This window comes from Flavobacterium sp. LB2P53 (assembly GCF_003970305.1).
Classification (GTDB): domain Bacteria; phylum Bacteroidota; class Bacteroidia; order Flavobacteriales; family Flavobacteriaceae; genus Flavobacterium.
The window spans coordinates 50,344-64,150 of the sequence record NZ_RYDG01000015.1; the positions used below are offsets into that span (position 1 = coordinate 50,344).

The following is a 13,807-nucleotide window of genomic DNA, read 5'->3' on the forward strand; positions in this document are numbered from 1 at the left end:
CTGTAATTAAAAAATCAAATTCAATTTCAAAAGGTTAGAATCAAATTATTACCAAATTACGTAATAATATTTGTTATTACCAAATTACGTAATATTTTAATTTATTACCAAAATAGGTAATAATGTCAATTTTAGAAATTTTAAAAATCATAATTTAATAATCTTAATTGTTTTTCTATCTTTGGCTTTCTATGGAACCAATAAAAATTATAGAATGTCCACGGGATGCCATGCAAGGCATCAAGCCCTTTATTCCTACGGCAAGAAAAGTGACTTATATTCAGTCTTTGTTGCGTGTGGGTTTTGATACTATAGATTTTGGAAGCTTTGTTTCACCAAAAGCAATTCCGCAAATGCAGGATACAGCAGAAGTTTTGGCACAACTTGATTTATCTCAAACCAAAAGCAAATTATTGGCTATTATTGCCAATACACAAGGAGCAACTCTTGCGGCTGTTCATCCTGAAATACGCTATTTGGGCTTCCCATTTTCGATTTCTGAGAATTTCCAAATGCGGAATACCCACAAAACCATAGCTGAATCGTTAATTACCTTACAAGAAATTCTTGAAATTGCAGCTAAAAGCAACAAAGAAGTCGTGGCGTATTTATCAATGGGTTTTGGAAATCCTTATGGTGATCCATGGAACGTTGAAATTGTTGGTGAATGGACTCAAAAATTGGCCAGTATGGGAGTCAAAATCCTGTCGCTTTCGGACACAGTAGGAAGTTCTGCCCCTGATGTAATCTCGTATTTGTTTTCAAATTTAATTCCACAATATCCAGAAATAGAATTTGGTGCACACCTCCATACCACACCTGATAAATGGTTTGAGAAAATTGATGCCGCTTATAAAGCAGGATGCCGTCGTTTTGATGGTGCCATTCAGGGTTTTGGTGGTTGTCCGATGGCTACTGATGATCTGACTGGGAACATGCCTACAGAGAAATTATTATCGTATTTTACTGCCCAAAAAGAATATACGAATATGAGTCCAATGAGTTTTGAAAGTACTTATAATGAGGCTTCTAAGTTGTTTGGAGAGTTTCACTAGAAATAAAAGAAAGGAAACCGTGTGGAACTCTTTTATTTTGGCAATAATAAGTTTATCATTGATGCGTTAAGTATACGAATCAAATTTTTTCTTTAACGTATCATACCATGAGACTACTGGCTTTCAATAGAGTTATAGGAATACTAATATTGTTGTTGTTCTCTTTTTCATGCGCGAGTGATTTAGATTATGATCAGGTGAACACTTTAAAGTTAGAGCCTGTTTTTGTATCTAATTTAGCATATTTTGATATTCTGGCAAAAGATTTTGTCACCAATGGAGTAGAGCAAAGCGTGATCTATGATGCACCCGTATTGGATGTGTTTAATGATGATTTTTTTAGACAGCGATTAAAAAAAGTGGAACTTTCATTTGAAATGGAAAATACCATTAGTAGAGCATATTCAGTGGATCTAGTGTTTTTGGACAAAAATCACCAACGCGTTCACGCTATAAATTTTACTGTTCCGGCTTATACCGGTCTGGAAAACAAAATGACTAAGACAGAAACTTTTGAAAATGCCCAGCTTGATTTATTAAAAAGAACTACCAGAATTGCTTTTACACTGACAATGTCGCCTGGTGCACTATTGAACGAGGATAGTGCTGGGAGTTTGAAACTGCGTTCAGGTGCAACCGCTTATTTAGTGTTGGAATGAGAAAAGTAATCTTAATTTTTATTTTATTTCTAGTTGTAGATTGCTTTTCGCAAAACAAACAAATTTTATATAATTTCACTTCAGTTCCTCAGTCTTTGATGACTAATCCGGGAGCAGATTTCAAATATAATTGGTATTTTGGAGTTCCTTTATTGTCTGGAATTTCTGCAAATGTAGGCTCAAGCGGATTTTCGGCATATGATTTATTTGCGGATAACGGAGTCGATTTTAATGTAAAATTACGGAATGCAGTATTCTCATCTTCTAGAAAAGACAGAGTAGCGATCAATGAACAAATAGAAATTTTTAACGGAGGTTTTAAAATCAAAGGAGAACAAAATGATTCTTATATTTCGTTTGGGATGTATCAGGAATTTGATATGTTGAGTTATGTTCCTAAAGACATTGCCATTTTAGCTTTAGACGGAAATAGCGCTTATCTGGGAAAAGTTTTTAATTTAGGTGATTTGAGTGTCAAAGCAGAAATGCTATCGGTATTTCACCTTGGATTTCATAAAAACATCAATGAAAAGTTTATTTTAGGAGTACGAGGGAAAATTTATTCGAGTATTTACAATGCTAATTCTACCAAGAACTCAGGCTACATTTACACTATTCCTTCCACTACAGGAGCCTATGAACAGATAATTTATTCACAATTACAACTCAATACGTCTGGAATTGCTCAATATGATGATGAGAATTACGAGCCTAATGTGGTGAAAGACATTACTAAAAGAGCTTTTTTAGGAGGTAATTTAGGACTGGGATTTGATGCTGGTTTTACCTATTATCCAAAGAAAAACATACAGCTTACGGCCAGTGTTATTGATGTGGGTTTTATTAAACACAGCAAAGAAGTAGAGAGTTTAACATACAAAGGAACCTATAAGTATGAAGGTGTGATTCCGAATTTCAGTTCCGGTAATTCACCAGGAAACGGATACAAGGAATTCAATGATGCCATTCCTTTGGACACCTTATATGCAGATTATACAACTTGGCGACCGGCAAAATTCAATACTTCGGTTCAGTATTCGTTTGACGAAGAAAGACCAGAAGATTGCAATTGTCTTAATTATGATCCGGAAACTATTTATAAAAGTGCAGTTGGCGCTCAATTATTTGTTATGTCTACACCACGAACTCCACTAGTCGCTTTTACCACCTATTACAGGCGAAAACTCTTCAAGGCATTGCAAATGAAAGCCACGTACACCATAGATTCGTATTCGTACAAGAATATAGGATTGGGATTGTCCAGTCATTTTGGACCAGTAAATTTCTATATTCTTGCTGATAATCTTTTGGAATACCGCGATGTTACCAAGGCAAATAGTCTTTCTTTTCAACTGGGGTTAAATGTTATTTTCAAAAACAGTAAAAGATAAAGTACTATCTAACAATACTTCGTTAGCTTTTAAGTTGCTATTTTTCCATAATTCAAGAGTTCCCGAATGATTGCCCTATTTTATGCCTAGTTGCGTTTTGTTGTCAGCAACTATTTCCTCGCTTGAAATTTCAATGATTTAGCCGTTGCAAATGACTTTGCTTTTGGATCGGGATAATTTTTTTAAGGCTTCAATTACTGTTCTGCTTTTGGATTCCGGATACAGTGAAATAGCGGAAACCAATACAATTGCTACACTCATCAAAATTCAGTTTCCATAATCACTGGTAATGAAATAAGCACTAGTTGCGGAGAGCAATAGTAAGAACATTAGTTCCTTTACCATTTCGAATAGGGATTTCAAGAACTGATTTTTATTCTGATTCACTATTGTATTCGAGCCAAATTTTGTTCTCGAAAGTAAAACGGCTTCATTAGAAAGTCCTTTTAATTGGTGTGGGTTTCTGTCATAGCAAAATAAATTAAACCGATTTTCTGGATTGGAAACCAAGACGTATTTTAGAACCAAAGAATTGACTTTGAACGGCAATTTAATTATTTATTGGAAAATGATAGCGATTTTTTGCTTAAAATTATCTATATTTGCACGCAATTAAACTCCAACTACAATTGCAATGATCGCACACAACTCTAAGATTATCGGTGAAGGATTAACTTACGATGATGTTCTATTAGTTCCCAACTACTCAAATGTGCTTCCTCGCGAAGTGAGTATTCAATCCAAATTTTCAAGAAATATAACGTTAAATGTTCCTATTGTATCCGCTGCTATGGATACCGTAACCGAAAGCGCGATGGCAATTGCGATGGCTCAAGAAGGTGGAATAGGCGTTTTGCATAAAAATATGACCATCGAACAGCAAGCTGCGAAAGTTAGAAAAGTAAAACGAGCCGAATCCGGTATGATTATCGATCCCGTTACTTTGCCATTAACTTCAACAGTAGCAGATGCCAAAAATGCCATGAAAGAATTTGGTATTGGAGGTATTCCAATTGTAGATGAAAATCAAATATTAAAAGGAATCGTTACCAATAGAGATTTACGTTTTGAAAAAAATAGTTCAAGACCTATTGTTGAGGTTATGACCAGTGAAAACTTAGTAACTGTTGCCGAAGGTACCTCTCTGGAACAAGCAGAAGTAGTTTTGCAAGGTCATAAAATTGAAAAACTTCCAGTAGTAAATGCTGATTATAAATTAGTGGGCCTGATTACCTTTAGAGACATCACTAAATTGACTCAAAAACCAAATGCAAACAAAGACAAATACGGACGTTTACGTGTAGCTGCAGCGTTAGGTGTAACTGCCGATGCTGTTGAAAGGGCTACTGCTTTGGTTAATGCCGGAGTAGATGCAGTTATTATCGATACTGCTCATGGACATACGAAAGGAGTTGTCGATGTACTAAAATTAGTTAAAGCGAAATTCCCTAACTTAGACGTTATTGTTGGTAATATTGCCACTGCTGAAGCAGCTAAATATCTAGTTGAGAATGGTGCAGATGGAGTAAAAGTAGGGATTGGTCCAGGGTCTATTTGTACGACTCGTATTGTAGCAGGCGTTGGTTTTCCTCAGTTTTCAGCTGTTCTTGAAGTAGCTGCGGCGATCAAAGGTTCTGGAGTTCCAGTTATTGCTGATGGTGGAATTCGTTACACTGGAGATATTCCAAAAGCTATTGCTGCAGGAGCTGATTGTGTAATGTTAGGATCATTATTAGCAGGTACCATGGAATCTCCAGGAGAAACTATTATTTTCGAAGGCAGAAAATTTAAGTCGTACCGTGGAATGGGTTCTGTTGAAGCAATGCAAGAAGGTTCTAAAGACCGTTATTTTCAAGATGTAGAAGATGATGTAAAAAAGCTGGTTCCGGAAGGAATTGTAGGAAGGGTTCCTTACAAAGGGGAATTGAACGAAAGCATGCAACAATTTATTGGTGGTCTTCGTGCCGGAATGGGGTATTGTGGCTCTAAAGACATTCCAACTTTACAGGAAACCGGTCGTTTTGTTCGCATAACAGCTAGCGGAATCAATGAAAGTCATCCTCATAATGTAACCATTACAAAAGAAGCGCCTAATTATTCAAGATAATTTTTAGTTTTTTTAAACAATAAAAAAAGGCATAATTAATTCCGCTTAAGGTTTTAATTATGTCTTTTTTCAGTTTTCGGAAAATCGTTATTCTGTAGTATCTGCTAAGTTGTTTTTCAAATGCTCGCTGTCCCAACTGTGATTGGTGGCTGCAACTTGGGAATAAATATCACTTTTCAACAATTGTTCCTGTAATTCAATTTCTTCTTTTACGGTGATCAGATAGGCCATTTTATCATGACGTTTTTCCGCCAATTTTCGGGTGGTAATTTCATCATATTTTATAAATTGCTGCCCTTGTCTGGTAGCGGTATATTTTCTGTGACCTAATTCTACTAAGGCATCTACCCCCATATTGACCGCACTGAATAACGTTTCCCGATAAATGTGTTCTACTTTATGGTCAATTAATTCATAGGCATCAATTCGGTTTCGGGCACGAGTTAAGATCTTTAAATTTGGGAAGTGTTTTTTTAAGGTTTCAATTACTTGCAAATTTACCGTAGGATTATCAATGGCAGCAATAAAAAGTTTGGCAGTATCACAACCTGCAGCTTTCAATAATTCTAAACGAGTGGCATCTCCATAATATACTTTGAATCCCATTTTTCGTAATACATCTATTCGATCAGAATCATAATCTAGGATCGTTGATTTTACGTTATTGGCTCTTAATAGGCGTCCAACTGTACTCCCAAAATGACCAAAACCAGCTATGATTACAGGATTGTCTTCATCAATATAATCACTGTCTTTTTTTGTTTCCTTTTCTTTAAATTTTGAATTAGGATAAATTAAGCGTTCATTTATTAACAGCAAAAAAGGTGTTGCTATCATACTCATAGCAATAACAGCCATGATTTGATTGGCCAAAATGTTAGGAATGATGTTCAGCTGCATAGAGAAGCTCATGATTACAAAACCAAATTCTCCTGCCTGACTTAACCCAAAAGCAAATAATAGGTTTTGGTCTATTTTCTTTTTATGAAAGCGGCTGATTATAAATAAAACGAAAAACTTGACCAAAGTAAGAATAGCTCCAAAAACAAATATGAAAAGGGGATTGTCAAGAATCAGTTTAAAGTTTATCGATGCGCCTACTCCAAGAAAAAAAAGACCAAGCAGTAATCCTTTAAACGGAGCAATATCCCCTTCCAGCTCATGACGAAATTCAGAGTTGGCCAGTACGACTCCAGCCATAAATGCTCCTAGAGCGGGACTTAACCCAACCAGCTGCATCAAATAAGAAACGCCTACAACCAATAACAATGCCGATGCGGTGAACAATTCCTGCAACCGAGTTTTGGCGATAATATGCAATAGCGGAACAAATAAAAAGCGGCCTGCAAAATATATTGTTGATATACATCCGATGACTATTAAAGTTTGCAACCAGCTGGAGAAACCTGTAATTAGGGATTGTTGAATTTCATTTGTAGTTTCTAGATTTACGGTAGATAAAAGCGGCAAAAATGCTAAAATCGGAATTACGGCGATGTCCTGAAAAAGAAGAACAGCAAATGACGAACGTCCCACGGAAGTATTAGATAATCCTTTTTCTTTTAAAGTTTGCAATACAATGGCCGTAGAGGATAATGCGAGCGCTAAGGAAACGGCCAGTGTGGTTTCCCATTTCCAATCCATAAAATAAAGACATCCAAAAAATAAAAGAAGCGTTGTTCCAACTAATTGTGCGGAACCCATTCCAATAATAAATTTCCTCATTTTCCAAAACTTACTGGGTTCCAGTTCTAAACCAATTAAAAACAACATCATCACAACGCCAAATTCAGCAAAATGCATAATATCCTGGCCTTCCTGACCAATAAACCCCATTACATAAGGGCCTATTATTATGCCGGCAAATAAATAGCCTAAAATAGAACTTAATCCTAATTTTTTAGCAATAGGAACACAAATAACGGCAGCTGATAAATAAATAATAGCCTGAAGTAAAAAATTGGTATCCATGTTATTGTTGTATTGTGGCAAACCATTCGTTCAAATAATGGTACTGCAAAAGTACTTCCGTATCTAAATTATTGTTGTTTATGTAATCTAGAAAATGGCCATACATTAAACCGTTTTGTTTATAATCTTCTTTGGACATATTGTGTGTGCCATGCACAACAAAAGGGGGTAAGTAAATCATGTTGCATACTTTTGCGGTTTGGTTAAACGGCTCGAGCAATTCAGGAATACTGTACCGTTCACTGCCGGTTTTGCAATAATTTTCTTTGTCTCCGCCGGTAGTAATTACTTGAAAAATAATTTTATCTTGCAAGGCTTTTCCTTTTTTTCCGTATGCCCAGTTGTGTTCCAGTACCATATCAATCCATTGTTTCATCAATGGCGGACAACTATACCAGTACATGGGATGATGCCAAATGATGATGTCATGCTGACTTAACAAAACCTGTTCGTGTTTTACATCAATATCAAAATCAGGATACTCTTCGTATAAATCATGGAAAGTTATGTTTTCTGATTCTGGAATATTTTCCACCAAGGCTTTATTTGCGTGCGATTTCTCGTAAAGTGGATGGGAAAATAGGATTAATATTTTGTTTTTTGACATAAAATTGATAAGGTGATTAGCTTATTGAATTATATTTTTTTTTCGCATTTAAAATTTAATAATGATATTAATTGCTACAGTACTACTAAAAATAAAACAAGAAATCCTGGCAAAAAAATCGATAGATTTATTGAGAACGTCTCTTAATAAAGATAATAATTTATTTTAGACGATGGTAAAATACATCTCAAATAAAAGAGGACCCTGTTGAATTATAATTTTATCAAACTTGGAGTACAACAAAAGACCTTGTTTTACTTTTCAAAAAAGGCAGTGAGTAATTTTTCGTTTCCTACAATCCAAAGAATATCATTTTTCTCTAAGATAATATCCGAATTCGGGTTAAGAATCCGTTTTTCATTTCTTTCAATCCCGACGATCAGACCATTCGTTTTTTCTCTTAGCTGTGATTTCCGAATGCTTTTTCCGATAAATTCTTCATTTTCTAGTTCTACTTGTTTTAATATTATAGCGGTTTCTTGTACTAATTCAGGAACTTCAATTTCATTCTGATCCAGATAAGATTTAAATATTTGAACTTGGTCATCGGTTCCAATGACGCAAATTTCATCACCGGGAAATACACGTTCATTGCCATCAGGAATATTTATAGTAATGCCTCCACGTTTTATAAAAGCAATATTAATACCCATGTTTTCTCGGATTTCAAGTTCATTCAATGCTTTACCTGCCAGATTTGATTCTTTGGTAATTTCGAAAAATGCCATATGCCCGTCCCAAGGAGTTAAATCACTTCGTTTCTTCTGTGCTTGAGAAATTTCTCTATCATTGAAATTTCGAAAAAAGTGAAGTTCAATTTTATTGTACAAAGTGTTTAATTTTTTTGGGAACAATAAATAAACAGATATTGCAGCGATCAAAGCGACGAAGGCTATCCAAGGCGACAAAAAATTATTTAATAAGAAGCCAATAAAAAAGATTCCTAAACTAATTCGGATTAGAATCAATACCATTATTGGACCACGATGTTTGCCTGCTTTTTGTAAAGCTTCAATCTGCTCTACCGCCACTTTTCTGAAGGATAACGCCCATAAAAAAGGAGCTATTATTATGGATGTTACCAAGGCTGCTGCTGCGTTTCCAAATTTAGAACTTTCTGTCATTGGAATAATATAGCGGTCAGATAAAATAATTATGGCAATAATAATTACAGAATGAACCACAATTTGTGACAACTTTGCTTTCAAAACAATCTGCCAATTACTGGTCGTTTTTACAGATTGTGAATTCACACTATATCGATCTATAGCATCTATCAATTTTTTAGGCAGTATTTTTATTAAGCGTTCATAAACTGGCAACGCTATTTTGATCATAAATGGGGTAGTGAAAGTCGTTACTGCTGAAACTGCAACAATAATTGGATACACAAAATCACTTGTCACTTTTAATGTCATTCCCAAGGTGGCAATGATAAAAGAAAACTCGCCAATTTGTGCTAAACTCATCCCTGACTGGACTGATTGCTTTAGGGGCTGACCGGCAATTAGCGCTCCAAACATCGTACTTATCGATTTTCCAAAAATTGTAATTAACGTGATTACTACAACAGGGACTGCATATTCTACTAAAGTATTTGGGTTGATTAACATTCCTACCGATACAAAGAAAACAGCTCCAAATAAATCTTTTACGGGTTTAATTAAATGCTCAATTCTTTCTGAATGAATGGTTTCAGCAATGATAGAGCCCATTATAAAGGCACCTAGTGCTGGGGAAAAACCTGCTTTTGTAGCTAAGATAACCATCATTAAACAGAGTGCGATTGATATTATCAATAGGGTTTCCTCATTGAATAAATTTTTTGCTTTTTTAAGAAGGGTGGGTATGAAAAAGATACCACCTACAAACCATAATATTAAGAAGAAAAAGAGTTTTAAAACAGATTCGAATAACTCCATTCCTGAAAATTGTTTACTGACAGCTATTGTTGAAAGTAAGACCATCAGCAAAATGGCTACAATATCCTCTATTATCAAGGTTCCAAAAACAATTCCAGCAAATTTTTTCCCCTTTACATTCAGCTCATCAAAAGCACGAAGAATAATTGTTGTTGAAGACATCGATAAAATAGCGCCTAAAAAAATACTATCCATCAAGGACCATCCCATCCATTGTCCGACGAGATACCCTAAAACGATCATAGTGGTTATTTGAAACAGCGCCGTAATAGCGGCTGTACCTCCAACTTTCATCAGTTTTTTAAAACTAAATTCCAGGCCTAAACTAAATAAAAGGAAAATAACACCAATCTCAGCCCAGACTTCGATACTGTTTATTTCTTGTACTGATGGAAAAAAAATAAAATTTGGCCCCGCTAAAAAACCAGCGATTAAATATCCTAAGACTAAAGGTTGTCTTATTTTTTTGAATAAAAGTACCGCAACTGCAGCGGTCATTAATATTAATCCTAAATCACTGATCAGAGGATGTAAATGTTGTGTTATTTGTGATGTTGCTTCTATGGGATTCATTGATGGATGTACTGATTTGTATTAAATGTTTTTTGGTATTGTTGTAATATATAATTTTATTATTATTTATCAAAAAAAACGTTAAAGGATAACTTTTTTTTATGATAATTTTAGTCTTAAAAGAAAATTCTGCTCCCATAAAACGTTAAAATTTTATAGAAGCAGAATTTAATAAGAAGACGGGTTATTTTTTTTTAGCTGATTCCCAAAAAATTACTAGGAGTTATTTGCATTAATTCAGCTTTAATGGCATCCGAAACTTCAAGTGTTGCTATAAAACCGTGAATCGCTTTTTTATCAATAGCTTCATTGGTTCTGGTCAATCCTTTTAATGCTTCATACGGATTAGGATATCCTTCACGACGCAAAATTGTTTGAATTGCCTCGGCAACTACAGCCCAGTTTTTTTCTAAATCTTCGTGGAATTTTGGCTCGTTCAATAACAATTTGTTCAAGCCTTTCAAAGTAGCTTCAAAAGCGATTAACGTATGTCCTATTGGTACACCAATATTTCTCAAAACGGTACTGTCCGTTAAATCACGTTGCAATCTAGACAAAGGTAATTTAGCTGATAAATGTTCGAAAATCGCATTGGCCATTCCTAAATTTCCTTCTGAATTTTCAAAATCAATAGGATTAACTTTATGTGGCATAGCTGAAGAACCTATTTCTCCCGCTTTGATTTTTTGCTTAAAATATTCCATCGAAACATACGTCCAAATGTCTCGGTCCAAATCAATGATGATTGTATTTATTCTTTTCAACGCATCAAAAAATGCAGCAAAATGATCGTAATGTTCAATTTGAGTAGTAGGGAAGGAGTGGTGTAAACCAAGGTTGTCCTCCACAAATTTCCCTCCAAATTTTCTCCAGTCAATTTGAGGATACGCCACATGATGCGCATTGTAATTTCCAGTTGCTCCGCCAAATTTAGCTGCAAAAGGAATATTAAACAACAAACGCATTTGTTCTTCCAGACGTTCTACAAAAACACCAATTTCTTTACCCAAACGAGTAGGTGAAGCCGGTTGTCCGTGGGTACGGGCAAGCATTGGAATATCGCGCCATTCGACACTTAGATCTTTTAATTTTGATGTCAAAGTGATCAAGGAAGGCATGTATACTTTCTCGAAAGCTTCTTTTGTCGAAAGCGGAATCGCCGTGTTATTAATATCTTGAGATGTTAATCCAAAGTGAATAAACTCTTTATATTGGGATAAGCCTAGTTTTTCAAAAGCATCTTTGATGAAATATTCTACCGCTTTTACGTCGTGGTTGGTTACTTTCTCCGTCTCTTTGATCCAAAGGGCATCTTCAGTAGAGAAGTTTTTATAAATATTACGTAAACTGTCGAATACATCTGGGTTTACGGTTGCAAGTTGAGGCAAAGGTACTTCGCACAAAGCAATGAAATATTCAATTTCAACCAATACACGGTATTTGATTAAGGCTTCTTCAGAGAAAAATGGAGCCAGCGAAATAGTCTTGTTTCTATATCTTCCATCAATAGGAGAAATAGCATTCAATTCGTTTAAAGTAGTCATTGTTTTGTTGTTTGTTCGAAAGGCGCAAATATAACCCTTTCGTGACAAAATAGAAAACGAATGGTTTTTAAATAAAGCCGATTAGCTTCTTTTTTAGTGTTTTCATTCCTTCTGATGCCACTTCAGGAATCACATCTAATGGATTTCGGAGATTTGGAATTTTTATGGGTTTTGGATCAATATAAAAAATAGGTATTTCGCGGGCTGTAAAATCGATTAATCCGGCTGCAGGATACACTTGCAAAGATGTCCCAATCACCGCAAAATAATCTGCACCTTCACTAATTCTAATGGCTTGATCAAGAGCGGGAACTTCCTCTCCAAACCAAACAATATGAGGGCGCAATTGATTTTTATTTTCATCGAAATCGCCAAAATTCAAATCGTCCTGCCAATCTAAAATGTAATCTGGGTTTTTGGTACTTCTTACTTTCAATAATTCGCCGTGTAAATGCAACACATTAGTGCTTCCGGCGCGTTCGTGTAAATCATCTACATTTTGTGTAATAATGAAAACATCGAATTCATTTTCTAATTCAGCCAAAATTATATGCCCTAAATTGGGTTGCACTTCCTTGAGTTGTTTTCGTCTTTGATTGTAAAAATCAAGAACCAAAGCAGGATTTTTATGCCAGCCTTCTGGAGTCGCCACATCATTGACATTATGGCCTTCCCAAAGCCCATCACTATCGCGAAAGGTTTTGATGCCACTTTCGGCACTAATTCCTGCTCCTGTCAAAACCACTAATTTCTTTTTCATTTTATATTAATTTGGGCGTGACCACAAGGGTCGGGCTTTCGGCTTTATCTTTTTGGCTAAAAAGCCCAAAAAGGATACCGCCTCTATCCCTCACGCAAATTCCGCAATCATTTATAATTCAGCTTTTATGGAACAATCCCAAAAGCAGCTGTCAGAATCTACTTTTGAAGCTATAAAGCTAGTCTTTTTTACTATTTTTGCATAAATAAATATTCTAATGGTCGACATCGATTACCTTAATTTTCTCGAAAATATCCTAACGGATAACCGCAAAGAAAAATTCCTGAAAATATTAGAAAACAGAACCAATCATTTTACCATTGCTGTAGAAGATATTTTTCAAATGCACAATACCAGCGCAGTGATGCGCAGTTGTGAGATTTTTGGAATTCAGGAATTGAACGTTATCGAGCAACGCTACGGAAAAAGTATCGACAAGGAAATTGCCATGGGCGCCCAAAAATGGGTCGATATCAATACCTTCGACAGCATTACAAACTGTGTGGATGCGTTAAAAAGTAAAGGATATCAAATAATCGCTACCACGCCACATGAGAATGATTGTTTGATGGAAGATTTTGATATTTCGAAACCCAGCGCTTTATTTTTTGGAACAGAAAGAGACGGGTTATCAGAAGAAATTTTGAAGCGCGCCGATGGTTTTCTAAAAATTCCCATGGTGGGTTTTACTGAGAGTTTAAACATCTCGGTTTCGGCGGCAATCATCATTCAAAACCTGACGAATCGATTGCGCAATTCAAATATTGATTGGCATTTATCCGAAAATGAAATTTTAGAAAAGCGATTGGCTTGGGCCAAAAATTCAATAAAAGACATTAAGCGAATTGAAGAACGGTATTTTGAGGAGCATTAAAACGTTGTTTCACTTTCTAGTTGTATGTCTTTTATATTGTTCGGATTCATTTTATAGCGATAGACGCCGTTATTTCCAATGACAAATAAAGCGAATCAAGGGTTAAAATATTAAGTTTATAAAGGCAGCTGCTATCTTGCCAAGCAGCTGCACTAATAATCCTTTTGCGGATCTAACTTTGCATGCTCTTTGAATATTTGTGTTTTTAATTAACTAATTAAAAAGAGATTCTATAGACTGTCTGATTCTAGACCTTCGCTAGCGCGAGCGCAATGTCATTAAGTTAAGGTTTTATTGTTTTGATTTACAGCTATTTATTGTATTTAAAATTAGGTTTTTTATAG

General features: G+C 35.3%; 12 protein-coding genes. 5 read left to right on the plus strand and 7 right to left on the minus strand.

Going from position 1 to position 13,807, the window contains the following annotated elements:
- Nucleotides 1-191: 191 nt before the first annotated feature.
- The 3 genes from EKL95_RS14215 (at nucleotide 192) to EKL95_RS14225 (ending at nucleotide 3,105) form a co-directional block, all read left to right on the plus strand.
- Nucleotides 192-1,055 carry a hydroxymethylglutaryl-CoA lyase gene (locus tag EKL95_RS14215; protein WP_126564479.1) on the plus strand — a complete coding sequence of 288 codons (864 nt, stop codon included), beginning with the start codon at nucleotides 192-194 and terminating at the stop codon, nucleotides 1,053-1,055.
- A 107-nt stretch (nucleotides 1,056-1,162) separates the two neighbouring features.
- Complete coding sequence (locus EKL95_RS14220) at nucleotides 1,163-1,714, plus strand: hypothetical protein (RefSeq protein WP_126564480.1); 552 nt, start codon at nucleotides 1,163-1,165, stop codon at nucleotides 1,712-1,714.
- Nucleotides 1,711-3,105, plus strand: a complete 1,395-nt coding sequence (locus EKL95_RS14225) for a DUF5723 family protein (protein ID WP_126564481.1) — start codon at nucleotides 1,711-1,713, stop codon at nucleotides 3,103-3,105. Before EKL95_RS14220 ends, EKL95_RS14225 begins: the two co-directional genes overlap by 4 nt.
- Nucleotides 3,106-3,243: 138 nt before the next feature.
- Here the strand turns inward: EKL95_RS14225 and EKL95_RS15340 are convergent, their stop codons facing one another.
- Complete coding sequence (locus EKL95_RS15340; RefSeq protein ID WP_255416256.1) at nucleotides 3,244-3,366, minus strand: hypothetical protein; 123 nt, start codon at nucleotides 3,364-3,366, stop codon at nucleotides 3,244-3,246.
- 6 nt (nucleotides 3,367-3,372) lie between these two features.
- A complete protein-coding gene (locus EKL95_RS14230; RefSeq protein ID WP_158614868.1) occupies nucleotides 3,373-3,654 on the minus strand; it encodes a cation-transporting P-type ATPase in 282 nt (93 codons plus the stop codon).
- Between the two features lie 85 nt (nucleotides 3,655-3,739).
- Between EKL95_RS14230 and guaB the strand changes: the two genes are divergently transcribed.
- Nucleotides 3,740-5,212, plus strand: coding sequence for an IMP dehydrogenase (gene guaB, locus EKL95_RS14235; protein WP_126454571.1), 1,473 nt, complete (start codon nucleotides 3,740-3,742; stop codon nucleotides 5,210-5,212).
- Between the two features lie 87 nt (nucleotides 5,213-5,299).
- Here the strand turns inward: guaB and EKL95_RS14240 are convergent, their stop codons facing one another.
- From EKL95_RS14240 to EKL95_RS14260, 5 genes are all read right to left on the minus strand, one after another.
- Complete coding sequence (locus EKL95_RS14240) at nucleotides 5,300-7,183, minus strand: monovalent cation:proton antiporter-2 (CPA2) family protein (protein WP_126564483.1); 1,884 nt, start codon at nucleotides 7,181-7,183, stop codon at nucleotides 5,300-5,302.
- Between the two features lies 1 nt (nucleotide 7,184).
- Nucleotides 7,185-7,790, minus strand: coding sequence for an NAD(P)H-dependent oxidoreductase (locus EKL95_RS14245; protein WP_126564484.1), 606 nt, complete (start codon nucleotides 7,788-7,790; stop codon nucleotides 7,185-7,187).
- A 254-nt stretch (nucleotides 7,791-8,044) separates the two neighbouring features.
- A complete protein-coding gene (locus tag EKL95_RS14250; RefSeq protein ID WP_126554341.1) occupies nucleotides 8,045-10,285 on the minus strand; it encodes a cation:proton antiporter in 2,241 nt (746 codons plus the stop codon).
- A gap of 194 nt (nucleotides 10,286-10,479) precedes the next feature.
- Nucleotides 10,480-11,829, minus strand: coding sequence for an adenylosuccinate lyase (gene purB / locus EKL95_RS14255; protein ID WP_126561938.1), 1,350 nt, complete (start codon nucleotides 11,827-11,829; stop codon nucleotides 10,480-10,482).
- Between the two features lie 67 nt (nucleotides 11,830-11,896).
- Nucleotides 11,897-12,589 (minus strand): SIR2 family NAD-dependent protein deacylase, encoded by a 693-nt coding sequence (locus EKL95_RS14260; protein WP_126564485.1) that lies wholly within the window; start codon nucleotides 12,587-12,589, stop codon nucleotides 11,897-11,899.
- A 217-nt stretch (nucleotides 12,590-12,806) separates the two neighbouring features.
- Between EKL95_RS14260 and EKL95_RS14265 the strand changes: the two genes are divergently transcribed.
- Nucleotides 12,807-13,463 (plus strand): TrmH family RNA methyltransferase, encoded by a 657-nt coding sequence (locus EKL95_RS14265; RefSeq protein ID WP_126456320.1) that lies wholly within the window; start codon nucleotides 12,807-12,809, stop codon nucleotides 13,461-13,463.
- The last annotated feature ends 344 nt before the right edge of the window (nucleotides 13,464-13,807 follow it).

Bases quoted from the DNA above. Each gene is read 5' to 3' on its own strand.
- EKL95_RS14215 (WP_126564479.1), top strand. From the start codon at position 192: ATGGAACCAATAAAAATTATAGAATGTCCACGGGATGCCATGCAAGGC.
- EKL95_RS14220 (WP_126564480.1), top strand. From the start codon at position 1,163: ATGAGACTACTGGCTTTCAATAGAGTTATAGGAATACTAATATTGTTG.
- EKL95_RS14225 (WP_126564481.1), top strand. From the start codon at position 1,711: ATGAGAAAAGTAATCTTAATTTTTATTTTATTTCTAGTTGTAGATTGC.
- EKL95_RS15340 (WP_255416256.1), bottom strand. From the start codon at position 3,366: ATGAGTGTAGCAATTGTATTGGTTTCCGCTATTTCACTGTATCCGGAA.
- guaB (WP_126454571.1), top strand. From the start codon at position 3,740: ATGATCGCACACAACTCTAAGATTATCGGTGAAGGATTAACTTACGAT.
- EKL95_RS14240 (WP_126564483.1), bottom strand. From the start codon at position 7,183: ATGGATACCAATTTTTTACTTCAGGCTATTATTTATTTATCAGCTGCC.
- EKL95_RS14245 (WP_126564484.1), bottom strand. From the start codon at position 7,790: ATGTCAAAAAACAAAATATTAATCCTATTTTCCCATCCACTTTACGAG.
- EKL95_RS14250 (WP_126554341.1), bottom strand. From the start codon at position 10,285: ATGAATCCCATAGAAGCAACATCACAAATAACACAACATTTACATCCT.
- purB (WP_126561938.1), bottom strand. From the start codon at position 11,829: ATGACTACTTTAAACGAATTGAATGCTATTTCTCCTATTGATGGAAGA.
- EKL95_RS14260 (WP_126564485.1), bottom strand. From the start codon at position 12,589: ATGAAAAAGAAATTAGTGGTTTTGACAGGAGCAGGAATTAGTGCCGAA.
- EKL95_RS14265 (WP_126456320.1), top strand. From the start codon at position 12,807: ATGGTCGACATCGATTACCTTAATTTTCTCGAAAATATCCTAACGGAT.